This is a genomic window from Bacillus sp. 0102A (genome assembly GCF_036765155.1).
GTDB classification, from domain to species: Bacteria; Bacillota; Bacilli; order Bacillales; family Bacillaceae; genus Bacillus; species Bacillus subtilis_G.
On record NZ_JBAIZW010000008.1, the window covers coordinates 207797 to 229967 of the forward strand.

Here is a 22171-nt window from a genome sequence, read left to right on the forward strand (position 1 = left end):
TATGAGCAAAAAGTCGATTCAAAAGGTGTACGCACTGACACCAATGCAGGAGGGAATGCTGTATCATGCGATGCTTGATCCGCATTCTTCCTCGTACTTCACACAATTAGAGCTTGGGATACACGGTGCTTTTGATCTTGAAATCTTTGAGAAAAGCGTCAATGAACTGATTCGGTCTTATGATATTCTCCGTACGGTATTTGTGCACCAGCAGCTGCAAAAACCGCGTCAGGTTGTGTTAGCTGAACGCAAAACAAAGGTGCACTATGAAGATATTAGTCATGCGGACCGTGACCACCAGAAAGAGCACATTGAGCGTTATAAACAAGATGTGCAGCGCCAAGGTTTTAACCTGGCAAAAGACATGTTGTTCAAGGTGGCGGTTTTCCGTCTTGACGCAGATCAGCTGTATCTTGTCTGGAGCAATCATCATATTATGATGGACGGCTGGAGCATGGGCGTGCTCATGAAAAGCCTGTTCCAAAACTACGAGGCGCTCAGAGGAGGCCGGACACCGGCAAACGGTCAGGGCAAACCTTATTCCGACTACATCAAGTGGCTCGGAAAACAAGACAATGAAGAAGCAGAGAGCTACTGGAGCGAACGCTTGGCGGGTTTTGAACAGCCGAGCGTGCTTCCGGGCCGCCTGCCTGAGAAAAAAGACGAATATGTCAATAAAGAATACTCATTTACATGGGACGAAACACTGGTTGCCCGCATTCAGCAAACCGCAAACCGTCACCAAGTGACAGGGCCCAACCTGTTTCAGGCTGTTTGGGGTATTGTTCTCAGTAAATACAACTTTGCAAATGACGTTGTCTTCGGCACGGTCGTATCGGGACGGCCGTCTGAAATCAACGGGATTGAAACGATGGCGGGGCTGTTTATCAACACGATTCCGGTGCGGGTAAAAGTTGATCGTGATGCTGCTTTTGCTGATATTTTCTCAGTTGTCCAGCAGCATGCGGTAGAGGCGGAGCGCTACGATTACGTGCCGCTCTATGAGATTCAAAAACGCTCAGCCCTTGATGGCAATCTCTTGAACCATTTGGTCGCGTTTGAAAATTATCCGCTTGATCAAGAGCTTGAAAATGGCAGCATGGAAGACCGCCTCGGATTTTCTATCAAGGTAGAAAGCGCATTTGAGCAAACAAGCTTCGACTTCAACCTGATTGTGTATCCGGGCAAAACGTGGACCGTCAAAATCAAATATAACGGAGCTGCCCTTGATTCCGATTTTATCGAACGGACAGCAGAGCACCTTACCCGCATGATGGAAGCTGCTGTCGATCAGCCGGACGCTTATGTGCGTGAGTACGGGCTTGTGGGAGACGAAGAGCAGCGGCAGATTGTCGAGGTGTTTAACCAAACGAAAGCCGAACTTCCTAAGGGAAAGGCCGTTCATCAAGTGTTTGAAGAACAAGCGCAACGAACACCGGCAAGCACTGCCGTCGTATATGAAGGAGCCGAGGTGACGTACCGTGAGCTGAATGCAGCGGCAAACCGTCTGGCGAGAAAGCTTGTCAAACAAGGTCTTCACAAAGGGGAAACAGCCGCGATTATGAACGACCGCTCGGCAGAAACCGTTGTCGGTATGCTGGCTGTGTTAAAAGCAGGCGCCGCCTATGTGCCGCTTGATCCGGCGCTTCCTGAGGACCGTCTACGTTTCATGGCGGAGGACAGCACGATTCGCATGGTATTGGCCGGAAAGTCTTATACAGAGCAGGCGCATCAGCTGCAAGTGCCGGTTCTTACACTGGACAGCGGCTTTGAAGAAAGCGAAGCGGCTCCCAATCTCAATCTGCCATCCGCACAGTCTGATTTGGCATACATCATGTATACATCTGGTTCGACGGGCAAACCGAAGGGCGTCATGATTGAACATAAAAGCATCTTGCGCCTCGTCAAAAATGCCGGTTACGTTCCTATCCATGAAGAGGACCGCATGGCGCAAACGGGAGCTGTCAGCTTTGATGCAGGCACCTTTGAGGTATTCGGCGCACTGCTGAATGGCGCAGCGCTTTATCCGGTCAAAAAAGAGACGCTGCTTGATGCGAAACAATTTGCGGCCTTCCTGCGCGAACAGAAAATCACGACCATGTGGCTGACATCACCTTTATTCAACCAGCTTGCCGCAAAGGACGCCGGCATGTTCGGCACATTACGCCATTTAATCATCGGCGGAGACGCGCTCGTGCCGCATATCGTCAGCAAAGTGAAACAGGCATCGCCGTCGCTTTCGTTGTGGAACGGATATGGCCCGACAGAAAACACGACATTTTCAACAAGTTTTCTGATCGACCGTAAGTACAGCGGCTCTATTCCAATTGGGAAGCCTATCGGAAATTCAACTGCCTACATCATGGATGAACAGCAGCGTCTGCAGCCAATTGGCGCGCCGGGTGAGCTGTGCGTCGGAGGAATTGGTGTAGCGCGAGGATATGTCAATCTCCCTGAGCTGACGGAGAAGCAATTTCTCGAAGATCCGTTCAGACCGGGTGAAAGGATTTATCGCACTGGCGACTTGGCGAGATGGCTGCCGGACGGGAATATCGAGTTTTTAGGCAGAATCGACAATCAAGTGAAGGTGCGCGGCTTCCGAATTGAGCTTGGCGAAATTGAAGCAAAACTGAACATGGCGGATCATGTGACAGAGGCTGCGGTGATCATCCGCAAGAACAAAGCGGATGAAAATGAAATTTGCGCGTACCTTACGGCGGATCGCGAAGTATCTGTGAGCGGGCTTAGAAAAACGCTGTCTCAGTCTTTGCCTGATTATATGGTTCCCGCCCATTTGATTCAGATGGACAGCCTGCCGCTCACGCCGAACGGAAAAATCAACAAAAAAGAACTTCCTGCGCCTCAATCAGAAGCTGTGCAGCGGGAATACGCAGCACCAGAGACAGAGAGTGAAAAGAAATTAGCGGAGATTTGGGAAGGGATTCTCGGCGTCAAAGCAGGCGTTACCGATAACTTCTTTATGATCGGCGGTCATTCGTTGAAAGCGATGATGATGACGGCGAAAATCCAAGAGCAATTTCATAAGGAAGTGCCGATAAAAGTGCTTTTTGAAAAGCCGACCATTCAAGAACTGGCGCTGTATTTGGAAGAGAACGAAGGCAAGGAGGAGCAGACGTTTGAACCGATCAGGCAAGCACCTTATCAGCAGCATTATCCTGTATCCCCAGCCCAGCGGAGAATGTATATCCTCAATCAGCTTGGACAAGCAAACACAAGCTACAACGTCCCCGCTGTACTTTTGCTGGAGGGAGAAGTAGAGAAAGACCGGCTTGAAAACGCGATTCAGCAATTAATCAACCGGCACGAAATTCTCCGTACATCATTTGACATGATCGACGGAGAGGTTGTACAAACCATTCATAAAAACATATCGTTTCAGCTGGAGGCTGCCAAGGGACGGGAAGAAGATGCGGAAGAGATGATCAAAGCGTTCATTCAGCCGTTTGAATTAAACCGCGCGCCGCTCGTCCGTTCGAAGCTTGTCCAGCTTGAAGAAGAACGCCACCTGCTGCTCATTGATATGCACCATATCATTACTGACGGCAGTTCAACAGGCATTCTGATCGGTGATCTCGCCAAAATGTATCAAGGTGCTGATCTTGAGCAGCCACAGATTCACTATAAAGATTACGCTGTTTGGCATAAAGAACAGGCTGATCATCAAAAGGATGAAGCATACTGGCTCGATACCTTTAAAGGAGAGCTGCCGATTCTTGATCTTCCGGCGGATTACGAGCGGCCTGCTGAACGGAGCTTTGCGGGAGAGCGCGTGATGTTCGGGCTTGATAAACAGATGACGGCTCAAATTAAGACACTCTTGGCCGAAACGGATACGACAATGTACATGTTTTTGCTGGCGGCGTTCAATGTCCTTCTTTCTAAGTACGCGTCACAGGACGATATCATTGTCGGCTCGCCGACTGCGGGAAGAACACATCCTGATCTGCAAGGTGTGCCGGGCATGTTTGTCAACACGGTGGCATTAAGAACGGCGCCTGCGGGGGATAAAACCTTTGCGCAATTCCTTGAAGAAGTCAAAACAGCCAGCCTTCAAGCCTTCGAGCACCAGAGCTATCCGCTTGAGGAGTTGATTGAAAAGCTTCCGCTTACAAGGGATACGAGCCGAAGTCCGCTGTTCAGCGTGATGTTCAACATGCAGAATATGGAGATTCCTTCGTTGAGATTAGGAGATTTGAAGATTTCTTCGTATTCCATGCTTCATCACGTCGCGAAATTTGATCTCTCCTTGGAAGCGGTCGAGCGAGAAGAGGATATCGGCCTAAGCTTTGACTATGCGACTGCCTTATTTAAGGACGAGACGATCCGCCGCTGGAGCAGCCACTTTGTCAATATCATCAAATCGGCCGCGGCTAATCCGAACGTTCGGCTGTCTGATGCAGACTTGCTTTCACCTGCAGAAACGGCTGCTTTGCTTGAAGAAAGACATATGACTCAAAAGACTGAAGCAACCTTTGCAGCTCTTTTCGAAAAACAGGCTCAACAAACACCCGATCATCCTGCGGTAAGGTCTGGGGGACATCTGCTGACCTATCGCGAGCTTGATGAACAGGCGAACCAGCTGGCGCATCATCTTCGCGCGCAAGGGGCAGGACGTGAAGACATCGTCGCGATTGTCATGGATCGGTCAGCTGAGGTTATGGTATCGATTCTTGGTGTCATGAAAGCGGGGGCGGCTTTCCTGCCGATTGATCCTGATACGCCCGAAGAACGAATCCGCTATTCATTAGAGGACAGCGGAGCGAGAATTGCGGTCGTGAACGAAAGAAACATGACGGCCATTGGGCAATATGAAGGAACAATCGTCAACCTTGATGACGCGAAATGGAGAAATGCGAGTAAGGAGCGCCCCTCTTCGATCTCCGGGTCTCATAATCTTGCATACGTCATTTATACGTCCGGTACGACCGGGAAGCCGAAGGGCGTGCAGATCGAGCATCGCAATCTGACAAACTATGTTTCTTGGTTTAATGAAGAGGCGGTTCTAACGGAAAGCGATAAGACTGTATTGCTTTCGTCTTACGCATTCGATCTGGGCTATACGAGCGTGTTCCCTGTGCTTCTGGCAGGGGGCGAGCTCCACATCGTGCCGAAGGAAACCTATACGGCGCCGGATGAAATGGGGCGTTATATCAAGGGGCACGGAATCACTTATATCAAACTGACACCGTCTCTGTTCCATACGATGGTGAATACGGCCAGCTTTACAAAAGAGCCAAACTTTGAATCCTTGCGCTTGATTGTCTTGGGAGGAGAAAAAATCATTCCGGCTGATGTTCTCGCCTTCCGCAAGGTGTACGGACATACCGAATTTATCAATCACTACGGCCCGACTGAAGCAACGATCGGCGCCATCGCCGGACGGGTTGATCTATCTGAACCGGACGCGTTCGCGAAACGCCCGACAATCGGAAAGCCGATTGCGAATGCCGGCGCGCTTGTTTTGAATGAGGCTTTGAAGCTTGTGCCTCCGGGAGCGAGCGGCCAGCTCTATATCACGGGACAGGGGCTTGCGAGAGGGTATCTCAACAGGCCTCAGCTGACGGCGGAGAGGTTTGTTAAAAATCCATATTCACCGGGCAGCCTCATGTACAAAACCGGAGATGTCGTGCGGAGACTTTCTGACGGTACACTTGAATTTATCGGCCGAGCTGATGATCAGGTGAAAATCCGCGGCTATCGAATTGAGCCAAAGGAAATTGAAACGGTCATGCTCAGCCTCAGCGGTATTCAAGAAGCGTTTGTGCTGGCGGTTTCCGAGGGCGGGCTTCAAGAGCTTTGCGCGTATTATACGGCGGAGCAAGCCATTGAAAAAGCAGCGCTCCGGAACCAGCTTTCACAAACACTGCCGTCTCATATGATTCCTGCTTTTTTTGTGCAGGTGGACGCCATTCCGCTGACCGCAAACGGGAAAACCGACAGAAACGCATTGCCAAAGCCGCACGCGGCACAATCCGTAAGCAAGGCCTCAGCTGCACCGGAAACAGCGCTTGAAGAGAGTCTATGCCGTATTTGGGAGAAAACGCTTAGCATAGAAGCGATCGGCATCGACGACAATTTCTTTGATTTAGGCGGCCATTCATTAAAAGGGATGATGCTCATCGCTAATATTCAGGCCGAGTTGGAGAAAACCGTACCGCTTAAAGCGCTGTTCGAGCAGCCGACTGTTCGCCAGCTTGCGGCTTACATGGAGGCATCGGCAGTTTCAGGCGGACATCACGTGCTCAAACCGGCTGACAAACAGGATATGTACCCACTGTCATCTGCGCAGAAACGGATGTATGTACTGAATCAGCTTGACCGGCAGACGATCAGCTACAACATGCCATCTGTTCTTTTGATGGAAGGCGAGCTTGATATTTCTCGTCTGCGCGACTCGCTCAATCAGCTTGTGAACCGCCACGAGTCATTGCGGACATCATTTATGGAAGCTAATGGTGAACCTGTACAGCGCATTATGGAGGCGGCGGCGATTGATCTTCACGTGTTTGAAGCGGAAGAAGTTGAAGCGGAACAAAAGATCAAGGAATTTATCCAGCCATTCGACTTAAATGACGCACCGCTCATTCGCGCGGCGTTGCTTCGAATAGAAGCGAAAAAACATTTGCTGCTGTTGGATATGCATCATATTATCGCAGACGGCGTATCAAGAGGCATTTTTGTAAAAGAGTTGGCACTGCTTTACAAAGGGGAGCAGCTTCCGGATCCGGCGCTCCACTATAAGGATTTCGCCGTTTGGCAAAATGAAGCGGAGCAAAAGGAGCGGATGAAGGAGCATGAGGCGTACTGGCTCTCGATTCTTTCAGGCGAGCTGCCTGAGCTTGATCTTCCGCTCGATTACGCCCGTCCGCCTGTGCAAAGCTTTAAAGGGGACACGGTCCGTTTCCGTACGGGGAGTGAGACGGCAAAGGCGATAGAAAAACTGCTCGCGGAAACCGGGACGACTTTGCACATGGTGCTTCACGCTGTTTTCCACGTCTTTTTAAGCAAAATTTCCGGACAGCGTGATATCGTCATCGGCTCCGTTACTGCCGGCCGGACGAATGCTGATGTCCAAGACATGCCGGGAATGTTCGTTAATACGCTTGCCTTAAGAATGGAAGCGGAAGAACAGCAAATATTTACAGAGCTCCTCGAGCAAGCGAAGCAGACGAACCTGTCAGCACTGGAGCATCAGGAATATCCGTTTGAGGACTTGGTCAATCAGCTTGATCTCCCTCGGGATATGAGCAGAAATCCATTGTTTAACGTAATGGTGACGACAGAAAATCCTGATAAAGAACAGCTCGCATTGCAGAATCTAAGCATTTCACCTTACGAGTCCCATCAAGGAACTTCTAAGTTTGATCTGACATTAGGCGGATTTACTGATGAAAACGGCATCGGCCTGCAGCTCGAATATGCGACTGATCTGTTCTCAAAAGAAACGGCTGAGAAATGGAGCGAATATGTTCTTCGTTTACTGAAGGCTGTTGCGGAAAACCCGAACCAGCCGCTTTCCAGCCTGTCACTCGTCACCGAAACAGAAAAACAAACGCTTCTTGAGGCATGGAAAGGCAAAACATTGCCTGTGCCGACAGACAAAACCGTTCATCAGCTATTCGAAGAAACGGCTCAGCGCCACAAAGACCGCCCGGCCGTCACATACAATGGCCAGTCGTGGACGTACGGTGAGCTGAATGCCAAGGCGAATCGTCTTGCCCGGATTTTGATCGACTGCGGTATCAGCGCGGATGAGCGCGTCGGTGTTCTCACGAAGCCGTCGCTTGAAATGTCCGCCGCGGTGCTCGGCGTCTTAAAGGCGGGAGCGGCGTTTGTGCCGATTGACCCTGACTATCCGGATCAGCGGATTGACTACATTTTACAAGACAGCGGCGCGAAGATTCTCTTGAAACAGGAAGGCATCGCAGTGCCGGACAGCTATACGGGAGAGGTCATTCTTCTTGATGGCGACCGCACGATTTTAAGCCTGCCGCTTGATGAAAACGACGAGGAAGATCCGCTCACAGCTACAAAAGCGGAGAACCTCGCGTACATGATTTACACGTCAGGAACGACCGGTCAGCCGAAGGGTGTCATGGTCGAGCACCATGCGCTTGTGAACCTGTGCTTTTGGCACCATGACGCGTTCAGCATGACAGCGGAGGACCGCAGTGCGAAGTACGCGGGCTTTGGATTCGACGCCTCCATTTGGGAGATGTTCCCGACGTGGACAATCGGCGCCGAGCTTCACGTCATTGATGAAGCGATCCGCCTCGATATCGTCCGCCTGAACGACTACTTCGAAACGAACGGCGTAACGATCACGTTCCTGCCGACGCAGCTGGCGGAACAGTTCATGGAGCTTGAGAACACATCACTCCGTGTCCTCTTGACCGGAGGAGACAAGCTGAAACGCGCGGTCAAACAGCCGTACACGCTCGTCAACAACTACGGGCCGACAGAAAATACAGTCGTCGCCACAAGTACAGAGATCAATCCGGAGGAAGGCTCACTTTCCATCGGGCGGGCGATCGCCAATACGAGAGTGTACATTCTCGGCGAGGGCAATCAGGTGCAGCCGGAAGGCGTAGCCGGAGAGCTTTGCGTGGCAGGGCGAGGACTGGCGCGGGGCTATCTGAATAAAGAAGATGAAACCGCGAAGCGGTTTGTCGCTGATCCGTTTGTGCCGGGTGAACGCATGTACCGCACCGGCGATTTAGTGAAATGGACGGGTGGCGGCATTGAATACATCGGCCGGATCGACCAGCAGGTCAAGGTCCGCGGCTATCGGATTGAGCTCTCAGAAATTGAAGTCCAGCTTGCCCAGCTTTCTGAGGTGCAGGATGCGGCGGTGACAGCCGTGAAGGATAAAGGCGGCAATACAGCGATCGCGGCGTACGTGACACCGGAAACAGCTGACATAGAAGCACTGAAATCAGCACTGAAAGAAACCTTGCCGGATTACATGATCCCGGCGTTCTGGGTGACATTAAACGAACTTCCGGTTACGGCAAACGGCAAAGTAGACCGCAAATCCCTTCCTGAGCCGGACATCGAAGCGGGGAGCGGGGAATACAAAGCGCCAACAACCGACATGGAAGAGCTGCTTACCGGCATTTGGCAGGATGTGCTCGGCATTTCGGAGATCGGTGTCAGTGACAATTTCTTCTCACTCGGCGGAGATTCCATCAAAGGAATTCAGATGGCGAGCCGCTTGAACCAGCACGGCTGGAAGCTGGAAATGAAAGATCTCTTCCAACATCCGACAATCGAGGAGCTCACCCAATACGTGGAGCGTGCCGAAGGCAAACAGGCGGACCAAGGGCCTGTGGAAGGCGAAGCCATTCTGACGCCGATTCAGCGCTGGTTCTTTGAAAAGAACTTCACGAACAAACACCACTGGAACCAATCGGTGATGCTTCACGCCGCGAAGGGCTTTGACCCTGAACGGGTGGAGAAAACGTTGCAGGCACTGATTGAACATCATGATGCACTTCGTTTGGTCTATCGTGAAGAAAACGGGGACATCATTCAAGCATATAAACCGATCAGTGAAAGCAAGGTCAGCTTCGAGATCGTTGATTTGTACGGCACTGATGAAGAGATGCTGAAAAGCCAGATCAAAATTCTCACGGACAGGCTGCAAAGCAGTCTCGATCTGCAAAACGGACCGCTTCTGAAGGCGGAGCAATACCGTACGGAAGCTGGCGATCACCTGCTCATCGCTGTACACCATCTCGTGGTCGATGGTGTGTCATGGCGGATTTTGCTTGAAGACTTTGCTTCAGGCTACGTGCAGGCTGAAAAGGAAGGGAGCGTTGTCTTTCCGCAAAAAACGAACTCCTTCAAGGACTGGGCGGAAGAACTGGAAGCATTCAGCCAATCAGCGCATCTTTTACAACAGGCTGAATACTGGGCACAAATGGACGCAGAACAAGTTTCTCCTGTGCCGAAGGACTACGAAACAGAGCGGCGGATTGTCAAACATACCTCATCCGTCCTCTGTGAATTAACGGAAGAAGACACCAAACATCTCTTAACAGATGTTCATCAGCCATATGGAACTGAAATCAATGATATTCTTCTCAGCGCGCTCGGTTTAACGATGAAAGAATGGACAGAAGATGCCAAAATCGGCATAAACCTGGAGGGACACGGACGGGAGGACATCATCCCGAATGTGAATATCTCCAGGACGGTCGGCTGGTTTACGGCACAATATCCTGTTGTGCTCGACATATCTGAAGCAGACGCCTCAGCCGTGATCAAATCAGTCAAAGAAAACCTGCGCCGTATTCCGGACAAAGGTGTTGGCTACGGCATTCTCCGTTATGTCACAGAAACAGCGGAAACCAAGGGCTTCACGCCAGAGATCAGCTTTAACTATTTAGGCCAATTCGACAGTGATGTAAAAACCGACTTTTTTGAGCCGTCCGTTTTCGATATAGGGCGTCAAGTAAGCGAAGAATCAGAAGCGCTGTACGCTTTAAGCTTCAGCGGCATGATCAGAAATGGCCGGTTTGTGCTTTCCTGCTCCTACAATGAGAAGGAGTTTGAGAGAGCTACAGTCGAGGAGCAAATGGAACGGTTTAAAGAAAACCTCCTGATGCTGATCCGCCATTGCACGGAAAAAGAGGACAAGGAGTTCACGCCAAGCGACTTCAGCGCCGATGACCTTGGAATGGACGAGATGGGCGATATCTTTGACATGCTTGAGGAGAATTTAAAATAAGACGCAAGGGAATTACAGGAGGCGGGAGCGAAGCATATGAGTCAATTTAGCAAGGATCAGGTTCAAGATATGTATTACCTATCGCCGATGCAGGAAGGGATGCTGTTTCATACCATCCTGAATCCCGGCCAGAGCTTTTACCTTGAACAAATTACGATGAAAGTGAAAGGCAGCTTGAATATTAAATGCCTTGAAGAAAGCATGAATGTGATCATGGGCCGGTACGATGTATTTCGTACCGTGTTCATTCACGAAAAAGTAAAAAGACCTGTCCAAGTCGTATTGAAAAAACGCCAGTTTCATATAGAAGAAATCGACCTGACGCACTTAACGGACAGCGAGCAAACAGCCAAAATCAATGAATACAAAGAACAGGATAAGATCAAGGGCTTTGATTTGACCCGGGATATCCCCATGCGGGCAGCCATTTTCAAAAAAGCTGAAGAAAGCTTTGAATGGGTGTGGAGCTACCACCACATCATTTTGGACGGCTGGTGCTTCGGCATTGTCGTGCAGGATCTGTTCAAGGTATACAATGCCCTGCGCGAACAAAAGCCGTACAATCTGCCGCCTGTCAAACCATATAAGGACTATATCAAGTGGCTTGAAAAGCAGGATAAACAAGCGTCACTCCGTTACTGGCGCGAGTACTTAGAGGACTTTGAAGGACAGACGACGTTTGCGGAGCAAAGAAAGAAACAAGGGGGCGGATACGAGCCGAAAGAACTGCTCTTCTCGCTGCCGGAGGCGGAAACAAAGGCCTTTACCGAGCTTGCGAAATCGCAGCATACCACTTTGAGTACGGCGCTGCAGGCAGTTTGGAGCGTGTTGATCAGCCGCTATCAGCAGTCTGGCGATTTGACCTTCGGCACAGTCGTTTCCGGGCGCCCCGCGGAAATCAAAGGCGTTGAACATATGGTCGGACTGTTTATCAACGTTGTCCCGAGACGTGTGAAATTGTCTGAGGATCTCACATTTAACGGTTTGCTCAAGCAGCTGCAGGAGCAATCGCTCCAGTCCGAGCCGCATCAATATGTGCCGCTTTATGACATCCAAACTCAGGCCGATCAACCAAAACTGATTGACCACATCATTGTCTTTGAAAATTATCCGCTTCAGGATGCGAAAAATGAAGAAAACAGTGAAAACGGCTTTGATATGGAGGATGTACATGTTTTTGAGAAGTCGAATTATGATCTCAATCTGATGGCTTCTCCGGGGGATGAGATGCTGATAAAGCTTGCCTATAATGAGAATGTGTTTGATGAGGCGTTTATCATGCGCTTGAAATCTCAGCTTCTCACTGCAATTCACCAGCTTATAGAGAAGCCGGATCAGCCTGTCAGCACGATCAGCCTCGTTGACGAAAAGGAGAGAGCGTTTTTGCTAACCGGCTTAAACCCGCCGGCTCAAACTCATGATGCAAAGCCTCTGACGGAGTGGTTCAAGGAAGCGGTGAACGTTGATCCGGATGCACCGGCGCTTACGTATGCCAACCAAACCCTTTCCTATCGCGAATTAGATGAGGAAGCGAACCGCCTTGCACGCCGTTTGCAAAAGCAAGGCGCGGGCAAAGGCTCCGTAGTAGCTTTATACACGGAGCGCTCACTTGAACTGGTGATCGGCATTCTCGGCGTATTAAAAGCGGGAGCGGCTTATCTGCCGGTTGATCCGAAGCTGCCGGAAGACCGAATTTCGTATATGCTGACTGACAGCGCGGCAGCCTGTCTGCTGACACATCAGGAGATGAAAGAAAAAGCGGTTCAGCTGCCGTATACAGGAACAACGCTCTTCATCGACGATCAAACTCGGTTTGAGGAACAGGCAAGCGACCCTGCAATCGCGATTGAACCCGATGGTCCGGCATATATCATGTACACGTCCGGCACAACCGGAAAGCCGAAGGGCAATATCACCACTCATGCCAATATTCAAGGATTGGTCAAGCATGTAGACTACATGGCATTTTCTGAAAAAGATACGTTTTTATCTGTTTCGAATTACGCCTTTGACGCTTTTACCTTTGATTTCTACGCTTCAATACTAAATGCGGCACGGCTCATTATCGCAGATGAACATACGCTGCTTGATACAGAACAGCTCACAGATCTGATCCAGCAGGAGAATGTCAATGTTATGTTTGCGACAACCGCACTATTTAACCTGCTCACCGATGCGGGAGAGGATTGGATGAAGGGGCTTCGCTGCGTGTTATTCGGCGGGGAGCGGGCGTCAGTGCCTCATGTCAGAAAAGCGCTGCGGATCATGGGGCCGGGCAAGCTGATTAACTGCTACGGGCCTACTGAGGGCACGGTATTTGCGACAGCTCACGTTGTACATGATATACCGGAGTCCATCTCCTCTTTGCCGATCGGAAAGCCGATCAGTAATGCCAGTGTTTATATTCTCAACGAGCAACACCAGCTCCAGCCATTCGGAGCGGTCGGTGAACTATGTATCAGCGGAATGGGCGTATCAAAAGGGTATGTAAACCGTCATGACCTGACAAAGCAAAAGTTTGTCACGAACCCGTTCAAACCGGGAGAAAGGCTTTACCGAACAGGGGACTTAGCACGCTGGCTGCCGGATGGAACGATTGAATACGCCGGCCGTATTGACGACCAGATCAAAATACGCGGACACCGGATTGAACTTGAAGAAATCGAAAAACACCTGCAGGAATATCCGGGTGTGAAAGATGCGGTCGTTGTGGCGGACCGCCATGAGTCTGGCGATGCGTCAATTAACGCCTACCTCGTGAACAGGGCGGAGCTTTCAGTTAGGGACGTAAAGGCGCACCTGAAAAAACAGCTTCCTGCTTACATGGTGCCGCAAACCTTTACGTTCTTGGACGAGTTTCCTTTAACGACAAACGGAAAGGTCAATAAACGGCTGCTGCCAAAACCGGATCAGGATCAGCCGGCGGAAGAATGGATCGGACCGCGCAACGAGACGGAAGAAACGATCGCGCAAATCTGGTCCGAGGTTCTCGGCAGACAGCAAGTCGGCATTCATGACGATTTCTTTGAACTCGGCGGGCACTCCTTGAAGGCGATGACCGCCGCTTCACGCATCAAGAAAGAGCTCGGGATTGATCTCCCGGTGAAGCTTTTGTTTGAAGCACCGACGATCGCCGGCATCTCAGCATATTTGAAAAACGGGGGCTCAGATGGATTGCAAGATGTAACGATTATAAATCCCGATCAGGATCAGATCATTTTTGCATTCCCGCCGGTATTGGGCTATGGCCTCATGTACCAAAACCTGGCCAGCCGCCTGCCGTCATATAAACTGTGCGCCTTTGATTTCATTGAGGAGGAAAACCGGCTTGACCGCTATGCGGATTTGATTCAGAAGCTTCAGCCGGAAGGGGTTTTGACATTGTTCGGGTATTCAGCGGGGTGCAGCCTGGCGTTTGAAGCTGCCAAAAAGCTTGAGGAACAGGGACGCATTGTTCAGCAGATCATCATGGTAGATTCCTATAAAAAACAATGTGTCAGTGATCTGGACGGACGCACGGTTGAGGCCGATGTCGAAGCGTTGATGAATGTCAACCGGGACAATGAAGCGCTCAACAGCGAAGCCGTCAAACAAGGCCTCAAGCAAAAAACACACGCCTTCTACTCATACTACGTCAACCTGATCAGCACAGGCCAGGTGAAAGCGGATATTGATCTGCTGACTTCCGGCGTTGATTTTGACATGCCGGAATGGCTTGCATCGTGGGAAGAGGCAACAACAGGCGCTTACCGTGTGAAAAGAGGCTTCGGAACACACGCTGAAATGCTGCAGGGCGAAACGCTGGATAGGAATGCGGAGATTTTGCTCGAATTTCTTAATACACAAACCGTAACGGTTTCTTAAATGAAGTGATGAAAGGAGGAGACGGCCATGAGCCAACTCTTCAAATCCTTTGATGCGTCGGAAAAAACGCAGCTCATCTGTTTTCCATTTGCCGGCGGCTACTCGGCATCGTTTCGCCCTCTCCATGCTTTTTTGCAAGGGGAATGTGAGATGCTCGCTGCCGAGCCGCCAGGACACGGCACAAATCAAACATCAGCCATTGAGGATCTCGAAAAGCTGAGCGATTTGTACAAACAAGAATTGAATCTTCGTCCTGATCGGCCTTTTGTGCTGTTTGGACACAGTATGGGTGGAATGATCACCTTCAGGCTGGCGCAAAAGCTGGAGCGTGAAGGCATCTTTCCGCAGGCAGTTATCATTTCAGCGATACAGCCGCCTCATATACAGCGGAAGAAAGTGTCCCATCTGCCTGATGATCAGTTTCTTGATCATATTATCAAATTAGGCGGGATGCCCGCAGAGCTTGTTGAAAACAAGGAAGTCATGTCCTTTTTCCTGCCTTCCTTCAGATCGGATTATCGGGCTCTTGAACAATTTGAGCTTCACGATGTAACCCCAATCCAATCACCTGTTCATGTCTTTAACGGGCTTGATGATGAAAAATGCATGAGGGATGCGGAAGGCTGGAAGAAGTGGGCGAAAGACATCAAGTTCCATGAATTTGGCGGCGGGCACATGTTTCTGCTGTCACATACGGAAGAAGTGGCAGAACGAATTTTTGCGATATTGAATCAGCATCCGATCATTCAGTGATGATCAAAAGCGGACAGCGCTGGCTGTTCCGCTTTTTTTTCGAGAAGCGGGAATTTTTTCATGGCGCAATAATCACAATATTCAAACAAAGGCAAGCCGAAACATGAGCGCGTCCCTAGGATGAATGATTTGTATTGCTGTTTACGTTTGTTTTGGCCATAGGAATGAACTCATTCAGAATTTCCTTTCAATTTTTCATGCTGCCAATGGCGGATCGCTGGGGCTCTCAGTGTGTATGCGGGCGGGTTGTTTTTTGACATGGCCCATGATTATCTGCTGATTGTTGTTGTGTGCATCGTGTTTGCAGGTGTATCGGCTGGAATAGAGCTGGTGCCGTTTTTAGATAAACAGAAGGCAAAAGAAACGCATCAATCAATATAAAAGGACCAGCACTGTCAGCGCTGATCCTTTTTGAATTTTACTTTTTTTGTTTCGGTATGATTAAGGATAATTCCTCGGAATCTGTTCATCTCTTCTTTGGAATGAAAAAAATGTTTTGGTATCGCAATATATTGGCTGCTGGATGTATTGATCCGGAAGATATTCTTATATTCGAAAACAGCCGTGATTTCATTCCAATGAAAAATGAGGTCATACTTTTTAGAACATATACGGATTCCTTCTTGATTGAGGGTATACGTTCTTTTGGATTTAATCCGTTCGTTCTTCTTGTATGCTCTAGAAAACTTTACATATAGAAGAAGGAGGAGCAGCAGTGTAAACAGAACTGACATCACGATAATCAAAATACTATTCATAAACAAGTTAAGCGCGTCGCTGCCATAAACGAGACGGGGCCATCCGTTAATGAAATGAACTGCAGCAAAAATGGCGCAAAACAACAGAAAGTAATAGAATGAGATTTTTCCGAGTTGATAAAAAAAGATTTCTCTTACGTCTTTAAAAGTAATTTCTCCTGGAAGATTGATACTTTCACTAGCATATTGAATCATACGGTAACCTTACACCTCAAACCATGTTTTTCCTACCAGTCTAGCATAATTTCTCATTTTTTTGCAGGAGCCCTATGGCGATTTGTCTTTTTCTGCAGATTCGTATTGCTCCCCACCACGCCGATCATAATACAAACGGCTCCAGCAAGATGATACCAGGCAAGAGTTTCGTTTAGAATCACCACGCCCGCAATCATCGTCACGATGGTGGACACATGACTAAAAGCGCTCATTTTAAACGCCTCAATCCTCGAAAGTGTATAGTTGGACAGAAACGAAGTGACGAGTGAAGACAGCACGCCCAGATACACAATGGCGAGAACAAAGCCGGGTTCCCGGAATGGCTGGAAATAAGTGCCGACAGTTCCCGCCGCGCTGTGGCGCACAAGGGCGATGGCGTTAAAGACGACAAAGCCGATCGCTGACATGATGTAGGTGAGCTCGGTCAGCTTGAACCGCTGCGTCATTTTTCTGGCGGCGGTATTATACATCGCGGAGGACAAAGCTGACAAAAGGATCAGCAAAGATCCTTTTAAGCTCGCTGATTCCACGTCAACGCCTTTCATCACAAAAATAAACATAACGCCGGCAACGGATAAAACGGTGAAACCCTTCTGCATCCACGTGGAGCGTTCCTTTAATATATAACTGGCTAAGACCATTGTGAAAATCGGAATGGCTGCTTGAATAATTCCCGCTTCAGAGGAGGACGAGTACACAAGGCCGAATGCCTGAAAGCTGAAAAACAACGCCGGGTACAGCAGGGCGAGCGGCAAAATGGCAATGACGTCTTTTACACGGATTGATAGCTTTACCCAGCCGAATAAGACGGGTACAGTGGCCGCGGCAAACGCAATGGTGAACCGGTGCGCGAGAATATCAAACGGTTCGGCTGTTTGCAGTGCGATTTTTACAAATAAAAAGGATAAACCGATAATGAACGAATATAAGATAGCCGCCATATAAGCGGAGGTTTGCTGATTTTTAAACATAATGGAAGGTGCTCCTTTACCTGATTTGCAGCGCCGGTCGCTCCTTTTATTGTATGGCTGTGAGCAGAAGGGTACAATGAGAAAAACAATGAACTGTACCGGTACAAAAACAGGGGGAGAACGCATGGAGAAATATATGACTCTATTGACGAGGATAGAGGAGATGATGCAAAGCAGCGCATATCAAGAAGGAGACAGGCTTCCGTCCATCCGACAGCTGTCAGCCCGCTATCAAGTCAGCAACAGCACAGTGATCCGCGCGCTGCAGGAGCTCGAAAAGCGCCACCTCATCTATTCCGTTCCAAAAAGCGGCTATTACATTGTGAAAAAGATGGGAAATTTAAAAAGCGGGCAGCCGGGCCCCATCGACTTTGTGACATCGGCGCCGGACCCCGATGTGTTTCCGTATCTTGATTTTCAACACTGTATCAACAAAGCGATTGATACATACAAAAACGATTTGTTTATTTATGGGACGCCAAAGGGGCTTCCGTCGCTTATTCGTGTACTCCAAAAACTGTTGGCCAATCAGCAGGTATTTGCGGACGAACGGCACATTTTCATTACATCAGGTGTCCAGCAGGCATTATCCCTGCTTTGCGCCATGCCATTTCCAAATGGGAAAGAGAAGATTGCCATTGAACAGCCTGGCTATCATTTGATGGTTGAACAGCTTGAGGCGCTTGGGATACCCGCCATCGGAGTGAAAAGAACGGAAGAGGGGCTTGATATCACCGAGATTGAGCGGCTGTTTCAGACAGAATCGATCAAATTGTTTTATACGATGCCGCGCTTCCATAACCCGCTTGGCTGCTCTTTGTCAGAGCGTGATAAACAAGAGCTTGTGAGACTGGCGGAAACGTATGATGTCTATCTCGTTGAGGATGATTATCTCGGTGATCTGGAGGAAAACAAAAAGGCAGATCCGCTGTACGCATATGATCTGTCCTCGCATGTCATCTATCTAAAAAGTTTCTCAAAAATGATGTTTCCAGGCCTTCGCGTAGGGGCCGCTGTTTTGCCGGATGCGCTGACTGACACGTTTCACACGTATAAAAAGCTGAACGACATCGACAGCTCTGTGATTTCTCAAGCAGCGTTAGAAATTTATATCAAAAGCGGAATGTTCAGCCGGCATAAAGACAAAATCCGAGAATCCTATAAAGAACGATCAATGAGGCTTCATCAAGCCATTCAAACGCACAGACAGCTGGGAAGCGGACGTTTTGCGTTTTCCAGCGGGCAGGCGCCCTGCATGCATACCCATCTGGTGCTTCCTCCCGATCTGCCGGCCTCAAGGGTGATGCAAAGGCTGAAACAACAAGGGGTTCTCCTTGAGGCGATAGATCGTCATTATTTATCAGATTATCCAAAAGAAAATCTATTAAAAATCAATATTTCCAATGTGAAAACGGAAGAAATTGAACGCGGTGTCAAGCTGCTGATGAGCCATCTATAAAAGCGCTTCGTACGAGACCATTGTGATATCCTCAGGGAAATCAGAGTGCGCAGCGCATACGGCCATTTTGTAGCCGGTATCCACCTCATAGGTTTTGATATAGCATGGTGAATGGCTGTCCGGAAGCTCAATGGATACCCGTCCATCCTGATGCAGGCGCACCGAAAAGGAATCAAGCGGAAGCGATAAGCCTTTGCCTTCCTGTTTAATAAAGCTTTCTTTCATTGACCATAGATGATAAAAATAGTCTGTCTGCTCGTCTTTGTTTTTGGCTACAAGATCGCTGTACTCTGTTTTTGAGAAGAAGCGTTTGGCGATGTCAAGGCTGATCGGTTTCATTTTCTCAATATCGATGCCGATTGGCTGTGAATCAAACGCGCAAATGATCCAGCGGCCGGAGTGCGAAATGTTGAAATGGGCGTCAGGAAGATCAGGGATGCAGGGCTTCCCGTATTCCTGCGGGCTGAAGCGGATACCGGCTTTGTCCAGCTGATACTGTCCGCTGATGACTGAGCGAACGAGCACATCTCCCAGCAGGGTGCGGTGAGCATCTTCTTTATGATAAAATCTCCGGCATTTCTCCCGTTTTTCAGGTGATACGAATGACATGAACCGTTCAGTCTCTTCCTGTGAAAGCGGGCGGTCCATATAAATTCCGTAAATCTTCATTCTAGATCCTCCGTCTGCAAAAGATTGTCAAAACTATCCTATCATATTTTGTTTTACTTCGGAGTAAGATCCTCGATGATCTCATATACATAGGGGTTTTTGGGCGTATTGATCGTTTCCGCATGTGTTACAGAAACGATTGGAAGCTGTTCGCCGTTTTTATGGAATAGAGCAAGCCTTCCAGTGATCTGAACCCAGTCGCCTTCCTTTATCTCATTATTTTCTGAGAAAGAAGCCGGCAGTCCGTAAACCGCGGCATCCGCAATGCAGCAGGATATACCGTAACGTCCAACGATATAGTGATTTAGCTGTTCATCAAAATAGACAAATCCTTTCATGCCGATCTCTTTTCCTGCATACGCTTCCGCATTCTCCAGCAATAGATTGACGATTGGAACATAATACTTATCTGAAATCGGAATGACATCCTTCCCCTCCAGCTCCCGCGCCAGTTCTTTTTCATACCCGCTTGGCAGTACCGCAGCCGTCCCTGCTTCACCAGAGGATTGCGTTTGAGCATCAGATTTCATCTCTTCCGGGCTCTTGGCACTGTTTGCTGAGAAGATTCTGTTCTGTGCGACTTCCTTTGTCAGCACATGGTTAGGAAAAAGGAAACCAGACATGATAGGGATCAGAAAAAAGCTGTACAGCCATGGGTGAGACGGAGAATGTGTTTGACTGCTTGCACATGCGCAGCACACGTGCGGACTATCTTGTTTTCTCCAGATCAATGACAGTATGCCAAGCGCAAAAGCAGCTACAATAAAGAACTTCGTAAACCAAAGCATACGCGGAGAAATGAAATGCAAAATATGCCCTGTCAGATAAAGTTTAAATGCCATTAAAGCAAAGCCGATTAATAAAAGCCCCCGCACAACAGCATCAAAAGAATACGGTTTATTTTGTCTCAACTCACTCATCCTTTATGAGGTAATCAAACCATACAGCCAGGCGATTGCAAGAACTGAAGCTGAAATGACAACAAAAAATACAAACACAAAGCGTTTTTTAAAAAAGGAAGCATACACAAACGTATTTTTTAAATCTAACATCGGGCCGTACAGCATGAAGGAGAGAAGGGAAGCGTGAGAATAGGTGCCTGAAAAAGTAGATGCGACAAACGCATCCGCATGTGAGCAAAGTGACAGGACAAATGCCAATCCCATCATGACAGCGGAACCAGACAGGTCACTTGTCCCCAGCTCAGCGAGAGATCCGCGGTTTAAAAACGTTTGAAACAGACTGGCGATAAATGCGCCCATGATCAAATAGCGGCCCATATCGAAAAACTCTTCAACAGCATGGGTGACGATAGGTTTCAAGCGTTTTCCTTGCTGCTGGCTGTGTTCCGGCAAGTTATCTGTTTTATGTGGTTTCAGCATGTTCCTGTTTCCGAATATCCAATACATCATGAGCCCGATTATGATACAAATGACGAAGGCGAGCCCAATCCTCGCGTACACAATTTCCAAATGCTTGCTGAAGGCATAGTAGGTGGAGAGGATGACAATCGGATTTAATATAGGGGCTCCAACTAAGATAACAGCGCCGACGTGAAGCGGAAGCCCTTTTTGAATGAGCCGGCGCACCACCGGAATGACAGCACACTCACATACAGGGGAAAGAATACTGATGACGACAGCGGACCCTATCGCGCCATACGGGTTTTTGACGATCCATTTGGTCATCCATTCATCTGAGACAAAGAATTCAATGCAAGAAGAAAAAAAGATGCCGAGCATGATAAATGGAATGGATTCTAGCAAAATACTCAGGAAAATGGTATTCACATTCAGCAGTGAAACCGGAATAGAAAAAGACAGCTTATTAGGTTCAAGCAAAATAAAACAGTACAGTAAAAAGAAAAAGAGCAATATGCTGAAGGAGCGTCTTGCAAAGTGTTGGAGAGCTTCCATCATGATACCTTCCGTCTCTAGTATTTCTCTTTCATCAGAGATAGTACCAATCTATGAGACAAGCCTGCAAAACATGAGTGAAAACAAAAAAACGGGCCATTGAACTGGTCCGTTTAAAGATTAATGCAGAGGCGGAGATGCTTTAACAGCGGCTGTCCGCCTTGCCACAGCATAATTCAGAAGCTGAATTGACTGCGGCAATGAAAAGCGCAAAATGATACCGGTGAGGATGGCGGTCAAAATAGTACCTACCCCGATCGGGCCGCCCATGCCCCAAGCCGCAAACAAAATTGTTATTTCCATGCCGTTCCGCACCCATTGCACATTCCAGCCGGTTTTTTCTGTAATCAGCATCATCAGTGAATCACGCGGCCCCGCGCCAAGGCCTGCTGATACATAAACACCGACCCCGTAGCCGATCAGCAAAACGCCGAGAGAGAAGACAATGACGGAGCCCGTATAAGTGGAGGGGGCAGGCAGGAGAAAATTGAAAAAATCTATAAAAACACCAATGAGCACCATGTTCAGGATTGCGCCAATTTTTGGCCAAACCCTCGTAAACAATGACGTTAATCCGACGATGAGCGCTCCAATAATGATGGACCACTGGCCGACGGTAAGCCCGAAGTGCTGAAACAGGCCGTAATGAAATGCATCCCACGGACTTATGCCGAGTGCTTTTCCTTTTATCGTCAAGGATACACCAAAAGCCAAAATGATCAAACCGGCAAAATAAAATGTCCAGCGCAGCGCAAGTTCTCGCTTCACGTGAGGTCCCTTCTTTCGTAAAAATCAGTCGAGTGTCATTGTAG

General features: G+C 48.8%; 10 protein-coding genes and 1 pseudogene. 5 read left to right on the plus strand and 6 right to left on the minus strand.

The annotated features are described in order from the left end of the window. Nucleotide 1 precedes the first annotated feature (1 nt). The 4 genes and pseudogenes from srfAB to V6D41_RS18235 all read left to right on the plus strand — a co-directional run. Entirely contained in the window at nt 2–10753 is a 10752-nt protein-coding gene (gene srfAB / locus V6D41_RS21580) for a surfactin non-ribosomal peptide synthetase SrfAB (protein WP_442893082.1), read from the plus strand. Nucleotides 10754–10789: 36 nt separating this feature from the next. Further along, nucleotides 10790–14617 (plus strand): surfactin non-ribosomal peptide synthetase SrfAC, encoded by a 3828-nt coding sequence (gene srfAC / locus V6D41_RS18225; RefSeq protein ID WP_333519182.1) that lies wholly within the window; start codon nt 10790–10792, stop codon nt 14615–14617. A gap of 27 nt (nt 14618–14644) precedes the next feature. Further along, nucleotides 14645–15370: a surfactin biosynthesis thioesterase SrfAD gene (gene srfAD, locus V6D41_RS18230; RefSeq protein ID WP_333519183.1), complete on the plus strand. Its 726-nt coding sequence runs from the start codon at nt 14645–14647 to the stop codon at nt 15368–15370. A gap of 210 nt (nt 15371–15580) precedes the next feature. Next, a pseudogene (locus tag V6D41_RS18235) lies at nt 15581–15751 on the plus strand (MFS transporter); the annotation flags it as partial. A 14-nt stretch (nt 15752–15765) separates the two neighbouring features. On the opposite strand, the gene V6D41_RS18240 reads toward V6D41_RS18235, so the two are convergent. Together V6D41_RS18240 and V6D41_RS18245 are read right to left on the minus strand one after the other, a co-directional pair. After that, nucleotides 15766–16323, minus strand: coding sequence for a YcxB family protein (locus V6D41_RS18240; protein ID WP_333519184.1), 558 nt, complete (start codon nt 16321–16323; stop codon nt 15766–15768). Nucleotides 16324–16376: 53 nt separating this feature from the next. After that, nucleotides 16377–17315 (minus strand): DMT family transporter, encoded by a 939-nt coding sequence (locus V6D41_RS18245; RefSeq protein ID WP_333519185.1) that lies wholly within the window; start codon nt 17313–17315, stop codon nt 16377–16379. 124 nt (nt 17316–17439) lie between these two features. On the opposite strand from V6D41_RS18245, the gene V6D41_RS18250 reads away from it, so the two are divergent. Then, entirely contained in the window at nt 17440–18774 is a 1335-nt protein-coding gene (locus tag V6D41_RS18250; protein ID WP_333519186.1) for an aminotransferase-like domain-containing protein, read from the plus strand. On the opposite strand, the gene V6D41_RS18255 is transcribed toward V6D41_RS18250, so the two are convergent. The 4 genes from V6D41_RS18255 to V6D41_RS18270 form a co-directional block, all read right to left on the minus strand. Further along, a complete protein-coding gene (locus V6D41_RS18255) occupies nt 18769–19443 on the minus strand; it encodes a 4'-phosphopantetheinyl transferase family protein (RefSeq protein ID WP_333519187.1) in 675 nt (224 codons plus the stop codon). The two genes, V6D41_RS18250 and V6D41_RS18255, sit on opposite strands and share 6 nt — an antisense overlap. 53 nt (nt 19444–19496) lie before the next feature. Next, on the minus strand, nt 19497–20354 hold the full coding sequence (locus tag V6D41_RS18260) for a TIGR03943 family putative permease subunit (protein ID WP_333519188.1): 858 nt from the start codon (nt 20352–20354) through the stop codon (nt 19497–19499). A 12-nt stretch (nt 20355–20366) separates the two neighbouring features. Next, nucleotides 20367–21362, minus strand: a complete 996-nt coding sequence (locus V6D41_RS18265) for a permease (protein ID WP_442893083.1) — start codon at nt 21360–21362, stop codon at nt 20367–20369. Between the two features lie 117 nt (nt 21363–21479). Continuing rightward, a complete protein-coding gene (locus V6D41_RS18270; protein ID WP_333519190.1) occupies nt 21480–22127 on the minus strand; it encodes a YczE/YyaS/YitT family protein in 648 nt (215 codons plus the stop codon). Between the last annotated feature and the right edge of the window lie 44 nt (nt 22128–22171).